This window comes from Undibacterium sp. GW821-FHT11B02, from assembly GCF_058808955.1.
The window spans coordinates 38,731-55,282 of record NZ_JBXASD010000020.1 but is presented as its reverse complement, the minus strand read 5'-3'; the positions used below and the strand labels follow the sequence as shown (position 1 = coordinate 55,282).

Annotated in this window: 15 protein-coding genes; 3 read left to right on the top strand and 12 right to left on the bottom strand. The window is 52.4% G+C overall.

From position 1 onward, the window contains the following. Positions 1 to 110 precede the first annotated feature (110 nt). Both ispH and AC1RVX_RS28365 read right to left on the bottom strand, forming a co-directional pair. Complete coding sequence (gene ispH, locus AC1RVX_RS28370; protein ID WP_493219942.1) at positions 111 to 1,049, bottom strand: 4-hydroxy-3-methylbut-2-enyl diphosphate reductase; 939 nt, start codon at positions 1,047 to 1,049, stop codon at positions 111 to 113. A gap of 9 nt (positions 1,050 to 1,058) precedes the next feature. After that, positions 1,059 to 1,514: an FKBP-type peptidyl-prolyl cis-trans isomerase gene (locus AC1RVX_RS28365; protein ID WP_493219941.1), complete on the bottom strand. Its 456-nt coding sequence runs from the start codon at positions 1,512 to 1,514 to the stop codon at positions 1,059 to 1,061. A gap of 109 nt (positions 1,515 to 1,623) precedes the next feature. Here AC1RVX_RS28365 and radC point away from each other — a divergent pair, with 109 nt between their 5' ends. From radC to rpmG, 3 genes are all read left to right on the top strand, one after another. Further along, positions 1,624 to 2,298, top strand: a complete 675-nt coding sequence (gene radC, locus AC1RVX_RS28360) for a RadC family protein (RefSeq protein ID WP_493219940.1) — start codon at positions 1,624 to 1,626, stop codon at positions 2,296 to 2,298. Between the two features lie 263 nt (positions 2,299 to 2,561). Beyond that, on the top strand, positions 2,562 to 2,798 hold the full coding sequence (gene rpmB, locus AC1RVX_RS28355; RefSeq protein WP_186947587.1) for a 50S ribosomal protein L28: 237 nt from the start codon (positions 2,562 to 2,564) through the stop codon (positions 2,796 to 2,798). A 25-nt stretch (positions 2,799 to 2,823) separates the two neighbouring features. Next, a complete protein-coding gene (rpmG, locus tag AC1RVX_RS28350) occupies positions 2,824 to 2,991 on the top strand; it encodes a 50S ribosomal protein L33 (protein ID WP_110257750.1) in 168 nt (55 codons plus the stop codon). Between the two features lie 78 nt (positions 2,992 to 3,069). Here rpmG and AC1RVX_RS28345 read toward each other — a convergent pair whose 3' ends face one another. From AC1RVX_RS28345 to AC1RVX_RS28300, 10 genes are all read right to left on the bottom strand, one after another. Next, positions 3,070 to 3,525 (bottom strand): chromate resistance protein ChrB domain-containing protein, encoded by a 456-nt coding sequence (locus AC1RVX_RS28345; protein ID WP_493219939.1) that lies wholly within the window; start codon positions 3,523 to 3,525, stop codon positions 3,070 to 3,072. 1 nt (position 3,526) lies between these two features. Beyond that, entirely contained in the window at positions 3,527 to 4,447 is a 921-nt protein-coding gene (locus AC1RVX_RS28340; RefSeq protein ID WP_493219938.1) for a Fe-Mn family superoxide dismutase, read from the bottom strand. Between the two features lie 10 nt (positions 4,448 to 4,457). Next, the gene (locus tag AC1RVX_RS28335; protein WP_493219937.1) at positions 4,458 to 5,627 is read right to left on the bottom strand and encodes a chromate transporter; all 1,170 of its coding nucleotides are present in this window, start codon (positions 5,625 to 5,627) and stop codon (positions 4,458 to 4,460) included. A gap of 2 nt (positions 5,628 to 5,629) precedes the next feature. Further along, positions 5,630 to 6,574 (bottom strand): chromate resistance protein ChrB domain-containing protein, encoded by a 945-nt coding sequence (locus AC1RVX_RS28330; protein WP_493219936.1) that lies wholly within the window; start codon positions 6,572 to 6,574, stop codon positions 5,630 to 5,632. 137 nt (positions 6,575 to 6,711) lie between these two features. Further along, positions 6,712 to 7,971 carry a TolC family protein gene (locus AC1RVX_RS28325; RefSeq protein ID WP_493219935.1) on the bottom strand — a complete coding sequence of 420 codons (1,260 nt, stop codon included), beginning with the start codon at positions 7,969 to 7,971 and terminating at the stop codon, positions 6,712 to 6,714. Beyond that, complete coding sequence (locus AC1RVX_RS28320; RefSeq protein WP_493219934.1) at positions 7,968 to 8,270, bottom strand: DUF3240 family protein; 303 nt, start codon at positions 8,268 to 8,270, stop codon at positions 7,968 to 7,970. The genes AC1RVX_RS28325 and AC1RVX_RS28320 overlap by 4 nt, the downstream gene beginning before the upstream one ends. Beyond that, on the bottom strand, positions 8,263 to 11,367 hold the full coding sequence (locus tag AC1RVX_RS28315) for an efflux RND transporter permease subunit (protein WP_493219933.1): 3,105 nt from the start codon (positions 11,365 to 11,367) through the stop codon (positions 8,263 to 8,265). The genes AC1RVX_RS28320 and AC1RVX_RS28315 overlap by 8 nt, the downstream gene beginning before the upstream one ends. Further along, a complete protein-coding gene (locus AC1RVX_RS28310) occupies positions 11,367 to 12,494 on the bottom strand; it encodes an efflux RND transporter periplasmic adaptor subunit (RefSeq protein ID WP_493219932.1) in 1,128 nt (375 codons plus the stop codon). Before AC1RVX_RS28310 ends, AC1RVX_RS28315 begins: the two co-directional genes overlap by 1 nt. Before the next feature lie 302 nt (positions 12,495 to 12,796). Beyond that, complete coding sequence (locus tag AC1RVX_RS28305; RefSeq protein WP_493219931.1) at positions 12,797 to 13,180, bottom strand: hypothetical protein; 384 nt, start codon at positions 13,178 to 13,180, stop codon at positions 12,797 to 12,799. A 49-nt stretch (positions 13,181 to 13,229) separates the two neighbouring features. Continuing rightward, positions 13,230 to 16,547, bottom strand: a complete 3,318-nt coding sequence (locus AC1RVX_RS28300; protein ID WP_493219930.1) for a response regulator — start codon at positions 16,545 to 16,547, stop codon at positions 13,230 to 13,232. Positions 16,548 to 16,552: the final 5 nt, after the last annotated feature.

The window sequence follows — 16,552 nt, the reverse complement described above, 5'->3', positions numbered from 1 at the left end:
GCGTCAAAACTCCTTAAATGCATCAATAATCACGTCATAAAGTAAGCAAATAAACAAATAAATACAAGCAAAATTCAAACTTGATCGTCGGTCACAACCTCACGGTCTGCTCAAACCCTGGCAACAGACAATCCTTTAGGCATAGGAAAGGTCACCGCTTCTTCTACCCCATCCAGTGTACGCACGCTGCGTGCGCCCAATTGTCGCAGGCTGGAAATCACTTCCTGCACCAATACCTCCGGTGCCGATGCACCGGCAGTGACGCCAATGCGCTGGCGACCTTCCAGCCATTCCGGCTTGATCTGGCTGGCGTTATCTACCATATAGGCAGTGACGCCCTTCTTCTCGGCCACCTCACGCAGGCGATTGGAATTGGAACTGTTGGGGCTACCAACCACCAGTACCAGATCCACCTGTGGTGCCATAAATTTGACGGCTTCCTGGCGGTTGGTGGTGGCGTAACAGATATCCGCTTTTTTCGGTTCACTAATCAAAGGAAAACGCGCTTTCAGGGCAGCGATGATTTCTATCGTGTCGTCCACCGACAGCGTAGTCTGCGACACAAAGGCCAGCATGTCCGGGCTGTTCACCTGCAGCTTCGCTACATCGTCCACGGTTTCCACCAGATACATGCCACCTTCGGACTGGCCCATGGTGCCCTCGACTTCCGGGTGACCATGATGACCTATCATGATGATTTCACGGCCTTCCTTGCGCATCTTGGCGACTTCGATATGCACCTTGGTCACCAGCGGACAGGTGGCATCAAAAATGGTCAGGCCCCGTGCTTCGGCTTCCCTGCGGACTTCTTGCGACACACCATGAGCAGAAAAAATCAGGGTATTACCGGACGGGACATCATCCAGTTCTTCAATAAAAATCGCCCCCTTGGCCTTAAGGTCATTGACCACATAGGCGTTATGCACGATTTCATGCCGGACATAAATGGGCGCACCAAATTGCTGCAAGGCACGTTCGACGATTTCAATAGCACGGTCCACGCCAGCGCAAAATCCCCGGGGCTGGGCTAATAGTATTTCCTTGTCCATGGCAGTCAATTAAAGTATCCCAATAATTTTTGTTTCAAATAAGACGGTCTGGCCAGCCAGCGGATGATTAAAATCAAACAGTGCACCTTCTTCATCCAGCGCCCGCAAGATACCGGCAAACTTGCCACCAGCAGGTGCGGCAAATTCCACCAGATCACCAATCACATATTGCTCGCCAAATGCCGAGTTTTCTTTTAGTGTAGCCAGCGAGACTCTTTGTATCAATTCTGGATTGCGTGGCCCAAAAGCTTTTTCCGGGGCCAACTCTTGCGTAGTATGAGACCCCTCTTCCAGCCCCAGCAACGACGCCTCCAGTTCCGGTGCCAGTTGGCCGGTACCCAGTTGCAGCGTTGCAGGACGTTCATTAAAGGTGCTGAGTATGTCTTCACCGTCCAAAGTCGCAAGGCGATAGTGTAAGGTCAGGTAGGCGTTGGGGGTAACAGTAGGGTTGGCTGTGGCAGACATGGTATGAAGCTTTAAAAGTAAGGCAATAAATAAGACAGGCAAGCTGGTATTGTATGCCAGCTTTTAACAAATGCAGGCTGTGTAACTGCATTCTATGGAGAAAACCTAGATGGCAATCAATGAATGGCCAGAAGAACAACGTCCTCGTGAAAGACTGATCAAACATGGTGCCAGCGCCCTGTCGGATGCAGAATTACTGGCTGTTTTCCTCAGAACTGGGGTCACCGGCAAAAGCGCAGTAGACCTGGGACGTGACATGATCAGCCAGTTTGGCTCCTTGGCTGGCCTGTTTTCTGCCAATATCCGCGAATTTTCAGCAATTCATGGCCTGGGCAGCGCCAAATATGCTCAATTGCAGGCCGTGCTGGAACTGGCCAAACGCGCCATTTCTGAAGAATTGCAAGAAAACACCTCGCTATCCTCACCTCAATCCGTCAAGAAATATCTGCAATTATTAATAGGCAACAAACCGCATGAATCTTTCGCCGTACTGTTCCTGGATGTCAAAAATCGCCTGATTACCGCTGAAGAACTGTTTCGCGGCACCCTCAACCATGCCAGCGTCTACCCAAGGGAAGTAGTCAAAAGCGCCCTCCAGCACAATGCAGCAGCCATTATCCTGGCCCACAACCACCCTTCCGGCTCGTGCGAGCCCAGCTCCGCCGACCTGCAACTGACCACCACCCTGAAACAGGCGCTGGCGCTGGTGGATGTGCGGGTGCTGGATCACTTCATTGTGGCGAATCCCAAGGTGTATTCTTTTGCTGAAAATGGGCATATTTGAAGTTACCGCTTGAAAATCTGCTCATTAGTTGTCACGGCACTACGCCGTTTCATGATCTGCCCCTGACCACACTAAAAGCGGGCTTTCCAGACTGGGGGCAGGCCTGTTGCCTATAGAAGTAGCAGCTTTTTCATCCTGAAAATCAAATTGTTAAATTAATTTTTTAAATAAGACACATTTGTTTTTCGCAAGTCGTTGATAATTCATGGAATTTTGTTTATACTTGCGTTTTTCCAATTTCGGAATGCACTGAGGAGTTAAACATGGCACGTGTCTGCCAAGTGACTGGGAAAGGGCCAATGGTTGGCAACAACGTTTCCCACGCTAATAACAAAACAAAACGCCGCTTTTTGCCTAATCTGCAAAATCGTCGCTTTTTCGTAGAATCAGAAAACCGTTGGGTTTCTCTGCGTTTGTCCAATGCTGGTCTGCGCGTCATTGACAAAATCGGCATTGATGCTGTTTTGACTGACCTGCGCGCTCGCGGCGAAAAAGTTTAAGCTAAACTATAGTTAGGAAAATATCATGGCTAAATCTGGTCGCGACAAAATCAAGCTGGAATCGACTGCTGGTACAGGTCACTTCTACACAACCTCCAAAAACAAGCGCACTATGCCTGAAAAAATGGAGATCATGAAGTTCGATCCTAAAGCACGTAAGCACGTCATCTACAAAGAAACCAAAATCAAGTAATTTTGCTTTCTGTGTAAAAAAAGAGCCCTGCATCGCAGGGCTTTTTCATTTTGGTCGCCATTTTGACTACAACATGTTTCACGTCATGACTGGTGGCCATTGATGACTCTCCGCCTGACAGCTTTTACACCAGGCATACAGGGCGTCATACATGACCATCCCCTGTTTCAACATCTCATGATCATCACTGAAATTCTGTGACAGCCCCAATGACATGGCATACAGCCCCGCTGATTGCGGTGTCAGATCCAGCCGTGAGGTGTCGGCACCACGCACGATCACTGCCAGTTGTTGCAGCGCCGGGTCGCTGAGCTGGTATTTGTCGAGGAAGGCGTCGAAGCTGCATAATTCACCGACATGTGTCAACTCCACACCGGGGATGTCATAGGGAATAGCGCCGGTTTTGGCGGCAATGCTGGTGATCTCACTGGCGCGGACATATAAAAATTCAGGCGTCTTGTCGATGAAGCGGGCGATCAGCCAGGGGCAGGCTATGCGGTCTATCTTTGGACGTTCTCTGGTAATCCATTGCATGTTAATTCTCCTTTGCCTGTAAAGGTAATCCTGCGGCACGCCAGGCTTCTATGCCGCCGTCCAGGAATCGCGCATCAAAACCACGCGCGCGCAGGGACAAGGTGGTTGATCTGCCGATGTCGAGTCCGTGCACACAATAAATCAATACTGGCTGGGATTGATTGAGATCTTTGCTCCAAAGCCCGACCTGAGACGGATCACGCCATTGCGCACCAGGCAGCATGTCCTTGCCTTCAGCAAAAAATTGCGCTCGCCGTACGTCAATGATTTGTGTCTCAGGTTTCACCTGCTCGCTGGCAGCAACATCAACCGCCCAGACAGCGGCATCGGCAGCCACTGCCGCACCGTAACGACGGTAAATACGGTCCCAGTGCAAATTCTGCATAAAGGAATCGACATAGGCTGCCGCCTTGGCACCAAAGTCCATGTGATAGGCATGTTCATACATATCCAGTGCCAGCAAAGGTGTGGCCCCCGCCAGCAATTGTGTATGATCAGCCGCCCAGTGATTGATCAAACGTCCTTCACGCGCCGACCACGACAGCAAGGCCCAGCCGGAACCGCCACCCATGGCCTTGGCCAGTGATGTAAATTCAGTCTGCCATTGGGCGACGGAACCAAAATCACGTTCCAGCGCACTGGATAAACCGCAAGAAGGCAACACGCCGTCACCACCCAGCGCGTCAAAATACAGTTCATGCAGGTAAGCGGAATTGGCGGCGATCAATTCTTCCCGCTTCAAGCCATTGACGGTAAAGACGGGGGTTGCGGCCCAATCCAGCGTCGATAAATGCTGGCGCAAAGCGTTCAAGCGTTTTACCGCGCCGCTATAGTTATTTTCGTGATGGCTAAGTATCAGATTACTGCTCAGTCCTTTGAGTTGTGTCAGGTCCAGCGTCAGCGGGCGTAATGTCATGTTCATGTTTCCACCTTTAAGTGTGAGAAAGAAGCGGGTAAATCAACAGGCCAAGCAAGGCCGCCACGGCGACGATGACTGGCTCCTGCAATTTCTTGAATTTCCATAACAGCGCGATGGTGACGAGCGCAATCGCGGCAGTGGGTATATCGACGATCGAACGTCTGGCAATCACGATCACAGAACCCGCAATTGCACCGATGGCCGCCGCAGTAATGCCATCCACAAAGGCCAGTACGCCGGGCACCTTGCCGTATTTCTTGAAGTAAGGTGCAGGGATAATGGTGAACAAATAGCAGGGTAAAAATGTTGCCAGCGCGGCCATGCTGGCACCTGGCAAACCCGCCACCAGATAACCGATAAAACCGACGGTAATCACCACCGGGCCGGGTGTGATCATGGCCACAGCAACGGCATCGACAAATTGCTTGTCAGTCAGCCAGTGATGCTCGGTCACCACGCCACCATATAAGAACGGCACAATCGCCAGGCCAGAACCAAATACAAAGGCACCTGCTTTGGCAAAGAACACGCCGATTTGCGTCAGCAAAGGCAAATCCAGTGGTCCAAACATGGTTGCCATCAGTGGCAGGGAAACACCGACTGAGTTCAGCGTATTCCTGTTCAGAAATTTGGGTGGGGCGCGCAGAAACCAGACCAGGACACCGGCAGCAATAAACAGCCAGGCAATTTCAGATTCTGTAATCACTGTCACCGCAGCAAGCAGCAAATAGATTGCCCACAGCAGTTTGTCCTTGCCCACACTTTTTTCCGTCAGTTTTTTGGTGCTCATGACGATGATGCCAATGACAGCAGCACCCACACCATAAAACACCGACTGCATCCAGGACAAACCACCAAAAAGCACATAGGCCCAGCCCAGCGCCACCACCATCAGAAAAGAGGGCAGCACAAAGGCAATACCCACCAGTGTCGCGCCCAGGATGCGGTAATGCACGTATCCCAGATAAATCGCCAGTTGTGCGGCCAGCGGCCCGGGGGCCAGCTGTGCCAGCGCCAGCCCTTCTTTATAATCGGCTTCGCTGATCCAGTTGCGCTCGCCAACCAGGTCACGATGCATGTATCCCACCAAGGCAACCGGGCCACCAAAACCCAGCGTACCCAGGCGCATAAAATAGGTGATGAGTTGCCAAAGCGTGTAGTTTGCTGAAGGTGTGGCAGACATGATCAGGTATCCTTAGTCGGTGATATTTTCTGGAACGACGCCAGCAAGCCATCAAACACGGCACTGGCTGCCGCCAGTAACTGGTCATCATCGGTGATGGCAGCGCGCATGCCTGCCAATACACTTTCTATACCCACTGATTCGGGTGGTTGCACCCCGCCCACATCCAGATAATGGACCAGGGCTCCCAGTTGCTTTAAGGCTGGGGTTTCCAGCGCAAAGCTTTCCAGCAGGACTTCAAAGCTGACGCGATTACCAACATGGCTGAAGCTGGCACCGTCAAAGTCAAAACCCAGTGCATCTGCCGGGCAATCGTTGGCAGAGGCCAACCACAATATCTGAGCATGGCTATCAATAAAACGCCGTATCAGCCAGGCACAGGCCAGCCTGTCGACCCATGGGCGACAACGTGTTGCCCACACCCGCCCCTGATAGGCCGCGATGGACAGTTGCCCTATCTGTGCATGGATGGCATGCGGTTCATCCGGTGCCAGCACGCGGGCAATCTTTAGTTCCAGTTCCTGTAAGGCGGCATCGGCCTGCGCTTGTGCCGCACCGGGGAAGAAATCAATTTCTGCCAGACTGGCAAATGCCTTGCGCAGCTTGCGTGCCTGCTTGATGCCTTCGGTCAGGGTATCAACTGTCATGGCCTGGTTGGCCAGGGCAACGTCGGCCAGCAGGCTGGCGTAATCTTCATTGCGATCAAACAGGCTGATGAAATTTGCCTGCTCTGGTTCTTGCACCCGTAGCACGGTGGCAGACCCGCCGCCAGATGACACATCGGCAGCAATTGTCTCCAGCACTGCACGGCAAGGTGCACGTTCCGGCATCAGGTAGACACCATCGCGTAACACCACCGCCCCCGAGGCTTTCAAACCACGCCATGCACGCATCCTGACGGTTGCGTTCTCTGTTGGCAGGCTGATAATCAGTAATATCCAGTTCATGAAGTAGATTATTCTACGTTTTTGTAGAATAGTATACTTATTTTTGAATATTAAATCAGATAATGGAGCGACACGGGCTGGAGTTGCCAATATGCTACTCCAACCCGGCACCAGCCTTTCCTGGTCAGTCCACTGCCCTATTCATGATCCAGATCCCATACAAGATGCGCATCCACCAGCAGTAAGTAGTAAGCCATGCTGGCCGCCACCTTCGCGCCAAGTGCATTTTGTGCCGCAGAGGTGGCCTGGCGTCTGGCCGCCAGCAAGGCTTGCAATTCCACTTCGCCCAGGGCATAGGCGCGCTGTACCAGTTTGGCATTTGTCTGCACTGCAGCCAGGCTGCTTTCTGCCAGTTGCAGGCTTTCGTAATACCCTTCTGCATTCACGATGGTGGCGTTGATGTCGGCTGTCAGTTGGCGTTTTCTGAGTTCCAGTTCATGCCTGCTCATGGCCGCCAGATGGCTGGATTTGGCAGAGCGCTGGCTGCGTATACTCGTCGACCCAAGCGACAGCGGGATGCTGATGGAAATACCGGTCACCCGCTCGCGCCCACCGACTTCTGACGAAGTGAACACGCCCACTGTTGGGTCAGGCGTTTGCTCGGCACGTACCCGTTCTGCATGGGCCTGCGCTTTGTCGAACTGTGCAATGGCCATTTTTAACTCGTCGCTTTCCCCCAGGATGCGCTCACGCCAAAAACTGGCTTCTTGCCTGACCTGGACTGCGGTCGGCAAACTATTGAATTGCCGGTCAAAGTTGGGGAAGCGCGCCTGCAAGCGTCCCCAGGCAATTTGTGCTTGTGCCCTGGCATCGGTCTCGCTACGTTTTTGTTCGGCCAGTTCAGCCTGGGCCAGGTTCAAATCCAGTCTGGCGACATCCCCTGCCTTGACGCGTTTTTCAACGATGACCAGATTCTCTTGTATCGATACGCGATGCTGGCTGGCCAGTTGCAATGCCTGTTCGGCGGCTAGCCAGTCAAGCCACAGCTTGAGTAAATCACGGGCGGTTTCATGCAGGGCTTCGCCGTATTGTGCCTCGGCCTCGGCCAGCACGGCCTTGCTCATCTTGCGATCAGCGCTGGCTTTACCGGGCAGGCGTATGCCGCGTTCTATACCGGCATTCCATTCACGGTAAGTCGATTCCTGCTGAACCGCACGTCGCTGGGCAGTCACTTTTGCTGTCCATTCATAGGGTGATGCTTCCAGCAAACCGGCTTCTTGCCGGGCGGCTTCCAACCCGGCCAGCGCTGCGCTGACGCTGGGGTCTTGTTCCAGCAGGGTACGCACAACGGGTGTGGGTAGCAGGCCAGGCGCTTCCACAGCGAGTACCTGACTGTATGCAGACTGCGAGGTAAACATCAGGCTCAATACACTGATGATTAAGAGTCGGGATTTCATATAATTTCTCCTGCTTCCGTGACCGGACTGATCCAGTAATGCAGACCGGCACCAGCAAATTGTTCTTGCAGACAGGACAGCAGCGTTGCCTTGGCCTGCGCTGGTAACAATACCTGCACCAGAGTGACGAAAGAGCGTCCCATGACTTGTTCACTGGCGCTCATGCGTTCATGCGACATGCCGTGGGCGGCGGTGGGGGTACTGGTGAACAGGCTGATGCCGGGGAACACCAATAAACTATCGAGTAATTTTTCTTCCAGTTTTGCCGGGCACAACAGGCTTAAACATAATTCAGACATGGGATTTCTCCTCGATGGGCGCTGTCTCGACTGGTTTGGCGAAAGCAAACCGCGCATACAGTATGGGTAGCAACATCAGCGTTAATGCTGTTGCCGTGATCAGGCCACCGATGACGACGATGGCCAGAGGCCGCTGGATTTCAGAACCGGGGCCAGTGGAAAACAGCAGCGGTATCAAGCCAAATGCAGTGATGGATGCTGTCATCATGATGGGGCGCAAGCGGCGACGTGCGCCCTGAATGACAACCTCGGCCAGCACCATACCCTCTTCCAGCAATTGATTGAAATAGCTGACCAGCACCACGCCATTCAAGACCGTGATCCCCAGCAAGGCAATAAAACCGACTGAGGCCGGTACTGACAGGTATTCACCGGTAAGCCACAAAGCCACGATGCCGCCCACCAGCGCAAACGGGATAATGGATAAAATCAACAAGGCCTGACGGATGGAGCGGAAGGTAGAAAACAGCAAGACAAAAATCAGGCATAGCGCCACCGGAACAACCACCATCAGGCGACTGGCAGCACGCTGCTGGTTTTCAAATTGCCCACCCCAACTGATGTGATAACCGCTGGACAAAGGCAGTTTTTTAGCAACCGCCTCCCTGGCCTCTTCCACAAAACTCACCAGATCGCGGCCACTGACATTGGCAATCACCACGCTATAGCGACTGCCCATTTCACGGTCTATCTTGACCGGGCCAGCAGCTCTTTCCAACTTGGCGACGCTGGATAATGGAACACTGACCCCATCTTTGGTAGTGATGCGGGTGGCGGCAAATTCTGCCGGTGACAAACGTATGGATTTATTGGCACGCAAAAGGATGGGCGTGCGGCGATTGCCTTCTATCACCGTCCCGGCCTGCTGGCCTTCTATCTGCATGCGCAAGGCATCCTGAATTTCTTCCACTGACAAACCAAGGCGACCAGCCTGCAAACGATCTACCACCACACGCAAATACTGCACGCCATCGTTTTGCACGGTATAGACATCCTGATTGCCGCTGATGGTTTTCAGTACTGCTTCCACCTGGCTGGCATAGTTGTTCAGTTGATCCAGCTCTGGCCCAAAAATCTTCACCGCAATATCCCCACGTACACCGATGATCATTTCCGACACCCGCATTTCTATGGGCTGGGTAAAGCTGTATTTAATGCCGGGCAAAGGGTCAAGTACCTTGCGGACTTCATCCATCAGGGCGTCCTTGTTTTTCAGCTTCCATTGCTTGCGCGGCTTCAATAACAGGTAGGTGTCGGTCTGGTTCAAGCCCATGGGGTCGAGGCCAATTTCATCCGAACCGGCACGGGCGACAATACCCGTTACCTCAGGAATCGCTTGCATGATGGCTTGCTGTATTTTCAAATCCAGCGCAGCACTTTGCTCAAGGCTGACAGAAGGCAGTTTTTCTATGCCAACGATCAGGTCACCCTCATCCATGGTGGGCATAAAAGTTTTACCCACCTGGGTGTAGACACCACCAGCGACAATCAGCATCACCACGGCAACCAGGGCAACCACTTTTTGTTTGCGCATAGCCCAGTCCAGCAGGGGTTCATACAGACCCAGCAGTTTGCGCGGTAGCCAGGGTTCTTCATGTTTGACTTCACGTAACAGGTAAGAAGCCAGCACCGGTATCACCGTCAATGACAGCAGCAGGGAACCTGCAAGTGCAAACACGATAGCCAAAGCGACCGGCCCAAAAAATTTGCCTTCCAGCCCTTCCAGCGTCAGCAATGGCAGAAACACGGTGATAATGATCAGAATGCCCGATGTCACCGGCACACCCACTTCACGCACAGCACGATAGATGGTGTGCAGGCGCGGTAATTTTCCAGCAGTGGGGTCATGTGCCAGACGTTGCACAATGTTTTCGACGACCACCACCGCAGCATCCACCAGCATGCCGATGGCAATTGCCAGGCCACCCAGACTCATCAGATTGGCGGACATGCCAAACAGGCGCATGAGAATAAAGGTGATCAGCGCAGCCAGCGGCAATACCAGTGCTACGGTCAGGGCGGCCCGTACGTTCCCCAGGAAAAAACCGAGCAAGATCATGACGATGACCGTAGCCTCCAGCAAGGCCGACGACACAGCCCCCACTGCCTTGTCCACCAGCGCAGCGCGGTCATAAAACACCTCAAGACGCACACCTTGTGGCAAGCCGGGTGTCAGCTCGGCGATCTTGTGTCGTACCCCTGTGACTACCTGCTGTGCATTGGCACCGGCCAGGCCAAGTACCAGACCTTCTACCGCTTCGGCCTTGCCACTTTTAGTGACGACACCGTAGCGTGTCATTTCACCGATTCTGATTTCGGCCACGCTCCCCAGACGCAGGGGATTATTGTCCTTGACCATCAGCACCACGGCGCGCAAATCGTCCAGGGTATTGATGCTGCCTTCACTACGCACCAGCAAAACTTCATCGCCTTCACCCAGACGGCCAGCGCCGTCGTTGCGATTATTGGCACGTATGGCTTCTTTCAACTGAGCAATGCTGATCCCCGCCGCCGCCATGGCAGCCGGATCGGGTATCACTTCAAAGGCACGCACCACACCGCCCAATGAATTGACATCCGCCACACCACTTACGGTGCGCAGGGCTGGGCGAATAACGGTATCAAGCAGGCGACGTCTTTCTGCCAGCGACAAGTGATCAGCCTCGACGGTGAACATGAACATCTCGCCCAGTGGGGTGGTAATGGGGGCCATGCCGCCGCTGATACCGGCAGGCAGGTTTTCACTGATGCCAGCCAGCCGTTCACTGACTTGCTGGCGCGCCCAGTAGATGTCGGTACCATCTTCAAAATCGATGGTGACATCCACCAGGCCATACTTGGTCACAGACCGCAAGATACGGGTTTTGGGTATGCCCAGCATTTCTACTTCTATAGGCACGGCAATGCGGGTTTCGACTTCTTCCGGCGTCATGCCGGGTGCTTTCATGATGACCTTGACCTGGGTACTGGACACATCAGGAAAAGCATCAATCGGCAATTGCTTGAATGCCAGCCAACCCGCACTGGCCAGCAACACGGTCATCAGCAAAATGAACAGCCGCTGTGACAAAGAGAATTGTATAAGGCGGGCTAACATCAGCTACCTCCCTTTTCACCGAGCCAGGAACCCTTGAGGGCGATCACACCGCTGACAGCTATCTTTTCATCTGCCTTCAATTTACCTTGCGCAACTTGTATCCGCACCCGCTGACCTGCACTGCTGATTACCTTGACTGCGCGTGCTTCAAAACCCTCTGTGGTACGCACAAACACCAGTGCCTGCGCTGCATCGTAGGCAACTGCCGCCAGCGGGACATCAAAGCTGTCACCACTATTGCTCTGCGCTAGGGGCAACTGTACCGTCACCAGTTCACCTGGCCGCAAATCGGTGTTGCCTCCGATCTCAGCACGCAGACTGACGGTCTGGCTGCCTGCAACAAGCATGGGGCTGATACTGACGATATGACCAGTAGCTGCTCGTCCCAGTACCTGTAATTTACTGCCAGTGCGCCAGGCTGCAGCATCTGCCAGCGGTGCCTGTATCTCTAGTTGCAGGCGGTCCGTCTGGGCCAGATGCAGCAATGCCATGGATGGATCTACCCGCTGACCGGGCTTCACTTCTATCTGGGTGACAATGCCTGCTTGCGTTGCATGCAGGATCAGCCCGTCTTCCAGTTTGCCGGAACTGGCAATGCGTTCTATGTTGGCAGCAGACAAACCTGCCAGACGCAATGCCGCTTTTGCCTGGCGCAGAGCAGCTTCGCTTTCAGCCAGTGTTGCCTGCGATTCCTGCACACGACGTTGGGCGATGATGCCTTCATCAAACAAGGCTTTTTCACGTTGGGCGGCCTGGCGTGCCAGCGTAGTGCGGCTGGCAGCCTGCATCAACTGCAATTGCATGGGGCCCAGTTCCTGACTGCTGATACGTAACAAAGCTGCGCCCTGCTTCACCTGTTGATTTGGCTGCACATATAACTGTACCGCCAGACCTGCAACGGGTGAGCTGACGATCTGTTCACGTTGCGAAGGCACTATGACCTGGGCAGGCAGGCTCAGGGTCAGGGCAGCGGCATCACGCTGTAAAGGCTGGACCTGAATATTCAGGGCCTGCATTTGCTGTTCTGTTACCGCAAATCTGGCTGGTCTTTCAGCAGCAAGGGTCGGGATAGTGGATGCCACTATCAGCGCGCAGAACAAGGGGGCAAAGAAATTTCTGTTGATCATGATTCATTTCCAAATAATGCATAGGACGATGCGCCAGTGGCGACATCGGATAGATCAAACCGCTAATGCATACGGTCGCGCAAAGGCATGCGCGAGCCGGATGGCATTAACAGGATTTTGTGGAAGAGTCAGGCGTGTACAGGCAAGTATTTGCCTGCGTATCCGTGGAAAAAGTTAACAGGTGGCAGCAGAAAACCAGTGTGCATTAAACCCAAAAAGCAATGCGCCATGAGCAAACGGAATCACTTCCATTCGCAATTGATACAGATCTGCTGAATACAGCCGGAAAACCAGGGACGGAATTACGCCAGGGAGAGTTCGCCGCAAGGAGGGCGATAAGGTGTGTCGTAGGTGGAAAATGGCAGTGTCTGCTCAGTAAAATACCAGCTTGCACTAAGTGCCAATGGTGCCTGAAAAGCCAGCTGTGATGTGGTTTCAGGGAAAAACTGCAGATGATCTACTGCATGCAACATCTGATGTTCAACTGTTGCACGGTCATCATCATTACTGACATTTTTTGCATGCAATAAAAAGGCATGCTGATGAGAAGCAGCACTCATTTCAGGGCGACCATCGTGTTCAAGTTCATGCTTAATCCGCGTTGAACTTAAATTCCATGCGCCAAGGTTCGTCATGAAAATGACGAGCATTAAAATTGCCAGGCGCTGGATGAAAGGTTTGCTCATGGGCAGGACTTTACCATACTTGACGCTGCTTCGTCATCATCCGCATGCCTCAGACATTGTTACTTTTTTTCAGTTTGGCAAGCAGGTGTGGCAAGAATTTTTCAGTCTCCGCTTCCAGCAACTGGAAATGTTGACCAGCTTTTTCCAGATCCCCTTCGCTGGCGCACAACTCAATTTTTCTAGAGCATTCCACAATGGGTGTCGCCCCAAAGTAAGCGATGATACCTTTCAGCGTATGGGCGGCACGCTGGGTATCCGGCAAATGACCGGCACCCAAGGCGTAGGCAATATCCGCCACTTGCATGGGGATGTTACTAAGTGCCAGTTTGCCGACAATTTCCAGTACTTCTTCGTCGGTTTTATCCAGGGCGCGGGCATAATCAAATTCAGGCAAAAGCTGCATGGCATCGGTGGATATCACGGTACTGCCCATATTGAAGGCTCCCTGTTTTAATACGCTTGAAATACAGTTCATCAATTTTTTCACTTGTATGGGCTTAGACACATAATCATCCATGCCTGCGATCAGGCAACGTTCCCTGTCACCGTCCATGACATTGGCAGTCACGGCAATAATGGGCAGATGGCCGCCATGCTGCGCTTCTCGCTCACGTATTGCCATGCATGCCTGTATGCCATTCATGACCGGCATTTGTACATCCATCAGCACCAGGTCAAATTTTTCTGTTTCTGTCAGGTTTAAGACTTCTTTACCGTTGTTGCAAACCTTGACGCGATGACCCGCTTTTTCCATCAGCTTGATCAGCAGTTGCTGGTTGATCACATTGTCTTCAGCCAGCAAGACCGACAAGCTCCTGGTGAACATCGGCATCCTGTCTGGCTTGGGTAGGGTACCAGCTGCGTCAACTGTGCCATCCCTGTCCATACCGAATGCCTGCATCAGTGCTGCCCTCAAATCAGGTGACCTGACAGGTTTGTTCATGTGTAGTTCAATGCCTGCCATGCGGCAACGGTCAGCATCGTCACTCACACTGGCAGAAGTCATCATGATGATTGTTGATGCAAACGGCGGTATTGCTTCTGCCATTTTCTTTCTCAAGGCAAAACCATCCATGCCAGGCATATGTGCATCCAGCAAGACCAGGTCATAGTCGCGACCAATCTGACGGGCGCGTTCCATCTCCTTCAGCGCTTCCTGGGCAGTTTCCGCACTGACTGGTTGAACCCCCATTTTCTGCAAGCAGTTGATCAAAAATTGCCGGTTGGCTGAACTGTCATCCACCAGCAATACCTTGCGATTGGGCAGACTGACCGCTGTCGGTGTTAACTGACTCGGGCCGCCTTTCAGAAGGCGTATGAGGAAATGAAAAGTGCTGCCGTGCCTTGGTTCACTTTCGACCCAGATGCGCCCCTGCATCATCTTCACCAGGCGTGAAGAGATGGATAGACCCAGCCCGGCACCGCCCTGTTTCCTGTTGACGGGATGATCAGGCTGAAAAAAAGAATCAAAGATACCGGCTATCTTGTCTTGCGGTATGCCGATGCCGGTATCGGTAACTTTGAAATGCAATACCACGTCACCACCTGGCAATGCATCCTGCCTGACACGTATCACCACTGCCCCGCGCTCAGTAAACTGGATGGCATTAGCCACCACATTTAACAAAATCTGGCGGATGCGGGCCGGGTCACCTTTCAGGGTATGGCTGTCCCCCACATCGATATCAGCAACCAGTTCCAGACCTTTTTGTTCAGCCGGTATGAGCAGTGTCCTGACAGCCTCATCAAGCAGGGAAGGCAAGTCAAACACCACACTTTCCAGTGTCAGCTTTCCCGCCGCCATCCTGGATGAATCAAGAATATCGTCAATGACCGTCATCAGCGAATCTGCAGATGACTTGATCAGATTCAGATACTGACGCTGTTCATGATTCAGGTTGGTATCGAGTACCAGATCGGTCATACCCAAAATACCATTCATGGGAGTGCGGATTTCATGGGAAATGGTGGCCTGATACAGACTTTTGGCAATATCGGCTGCCACTGTCATTTCTTTTACTTCCCTTAATTCTTCTTCACGTTGCCGGCGTTCCGTGATATCCAGCACGACACCGGCCTGGTAACTGGCTTGATTCGCTGTGCCTGGTACGATTTCTCCCAAAGCCTGTATCCAGCATTCCCTGGCATCTGTTGGCCGGACGATTTTGTATTCACAACTGTACCTGCCGCCTTGTACTATGGCTTCGGTCATGACTTTACAGGCAGTGACCCGATCTGCTGGCGAGATCACCTGCAGCCAGTTTTCAAAGGTTTTTTCAAAATCAGGTGGCAAGCCAAAAATACGACTCATGGTGTCAGAGCAGTTAAATCTCATGGTCTCTACATTGAGAGAATAACTACCTGTTTGCCCTATATCTTGCGACTGGCGCAAAATGGTCTCGATCTGAGACAATTGCTGCGACAATTGCAGTTGCGCCTCATCCTTCGCATTCACAGCCTTATACAGCATGCCAAACAAAAACATGACGCACAAACTGATGGCTGCAGCGCCACCCAACATCTCATTTCTGTGTGCAACATAAGGTATCAATACATGGTCAACTGATTCACCGGTCAAAAATATCAACTGATATTCGGGTATGCGGTGGTAAGCGTAAATACGCTCAACATCATCACTGCTTGCTAAACGATGAAAATTTCCAGACAGGCTGGGCGCAGCCAACGATGCCAGCAAGCGGCTATCAATCACTTTTCCCAGCATGGATTCCACGACGGGGTAGCGTGCCATTAGCTCGCCACTGTCGCGCAACACGGATACAACTCCGTTTCCGGACACATTAATTTTTTTCGCCAAAGACGTTAATTGTTCAGGGCTGACAGAAACCACCAGCACACCGTCAAACTTGCCCTGTTTTAATATGGGCCGGGTAAATTGTAAAGACCACTTTTCAGATATTTTTTCTTTCACAGGTTTACTGATGAAAAGTGCGTCACTGTCAGGCATATCCCTGTGCACACGAAAATACTCGCGCAAACTCAAGTCCATTTTTTCATTCTGTCTGGCCAGGCTTGAAAACAGCGTCACACCATCTTTATCCAGGACTGCCACCTGGAAGGACATATCTTCCAGATTTTCCTGGCGACGCAATACTGTGTCGGCAAATTCACTCGCATTGCCACTCCAGTCATTACGCAGGTCCATCAAGATTTCATTGACACGCCTAATGACGGACTGTGCATATTGCGCCCCTGCCTGTGACTGTTCATAAGTACGCAAGTTTGCCTCTTCCAGATAATGGGCACGACTGCGAAACAGGTCATAAGCCACCAAACTCCAGGTCAGCAACAACATCAGGGTGCACATCAATATCAACTGACGGCGAAAGCTTTTTTTAGCTGTTTTCATTGTCG

Excerpts from the sequence above, each read along its gene's own strand:
- ispH (WP_493219942.1), bottom strand. The coding sequence starts at position 1,049 with ATGGACAAGGAAATACTATTAGCCCAGCCCCGGGGATTTTGCGCTGGC.
- AC1RVX_RS28365 (WP_493219941.1), bottom strand. The coding sequence starts at position 1,514 with ATGTCTGCCACAGCCAACCCTACTGTTACCCCCAACGCCTACCTGACC.
- radC (WP_493219940.1), top strand. The coding sequence starts at position 1,624 with ATGGCAATCAATGAATGGCCAGAAGAACAACGTCCTCGTGAAAGACTG.
- rpmB (WP_186947587.1), top strand. The coding sequence starts at position 2,562 with ATGGCACGTGTCTGCCAAGTGACTGGGAAAGGGCCAATGGTTGGCAAC.
- rpmG (WP_110257750.1), top strand. The coding sequence starts at position 2,824 with ATGGCTAAATCTGGTCGCGACAAAATCAAGCTGGAATCGACTGCTGGT.
- AC1RVX_RS28345 (WP_493219939.1), bottom strand. The coding sequence starts at position 3,525 with ATGCAATGGATTACCAGAGAACGTCCAAAGATAGACCGCATAGCCTGC.
- AC1RVX_RS28340 (WP_493219938.1), bottom strand. The coding sequence starts at position 4,447 with ATGAACATGACATTACGCCCGCTGACGCTGGACCTGACACAACTCAAA.
- AC1RVX_RS28335 (WP_493219937.1), bottom strand. The coding sequence starts at position 5,627 with ATGTCTGCCACACCTTCAGCAAACTACACGCTTTGGCAACTCATCACC.
- AC1RVX_RS28330 (WP_493219936.1), bottom strand. The coding sequence starts at position 6,574 with ATGAACTGGATATTACTGATTATCAGCCTGCCAACAGAGAACGCAACC.
- AC1RVX_RS28325 (WP_493219935.1), bottom strand. The coding sequence starts at position 7,971 with ATGAAATCCCGACTCTTAATCATCAGTGTATTGAGCCTGATGTTTACC.
- AC1RVX_RS28320 (WP_493219934.1), bottom strand. The coding sequence starts at position 8,270 with ATGTCTGAATTATGTTTAAGCCTGTTGTGCCCGGCAAAACTGGAAGAA.
- AC1RVX_RS28315 (WP_493219933.1), bottom strand. The coding sequence starts at position 11,367 with ATGTTAGCCCGCCTTATACAATTCTCTTTGTCACAGCGGCTGTTCATT.
- AC1RVX_RS28310 (WP_493219932.1), bottom strand. The coding sequence starts at position 12,494 with ATGATCAACAGAAATTTCTTTGCCCCCTTGTTCTGCGCGCTGATAGTG.
- AC1RVX_RS28305 (WP_493219931.1), bottom strand. The coding sequence starts at position 13,180 with ATGAGCAAACCTTTCATCCAGCGCCTGGCAATTTTAATGCTCGTCATT.
- AC1RVX_RS28300 (WP_493219930.1), bottom strand. The coding sequence starts at position 16,547 with ATGAAAACAGCTAAAAAAAGCTTTCGCCGTCAGTTGATATTGATGTGC.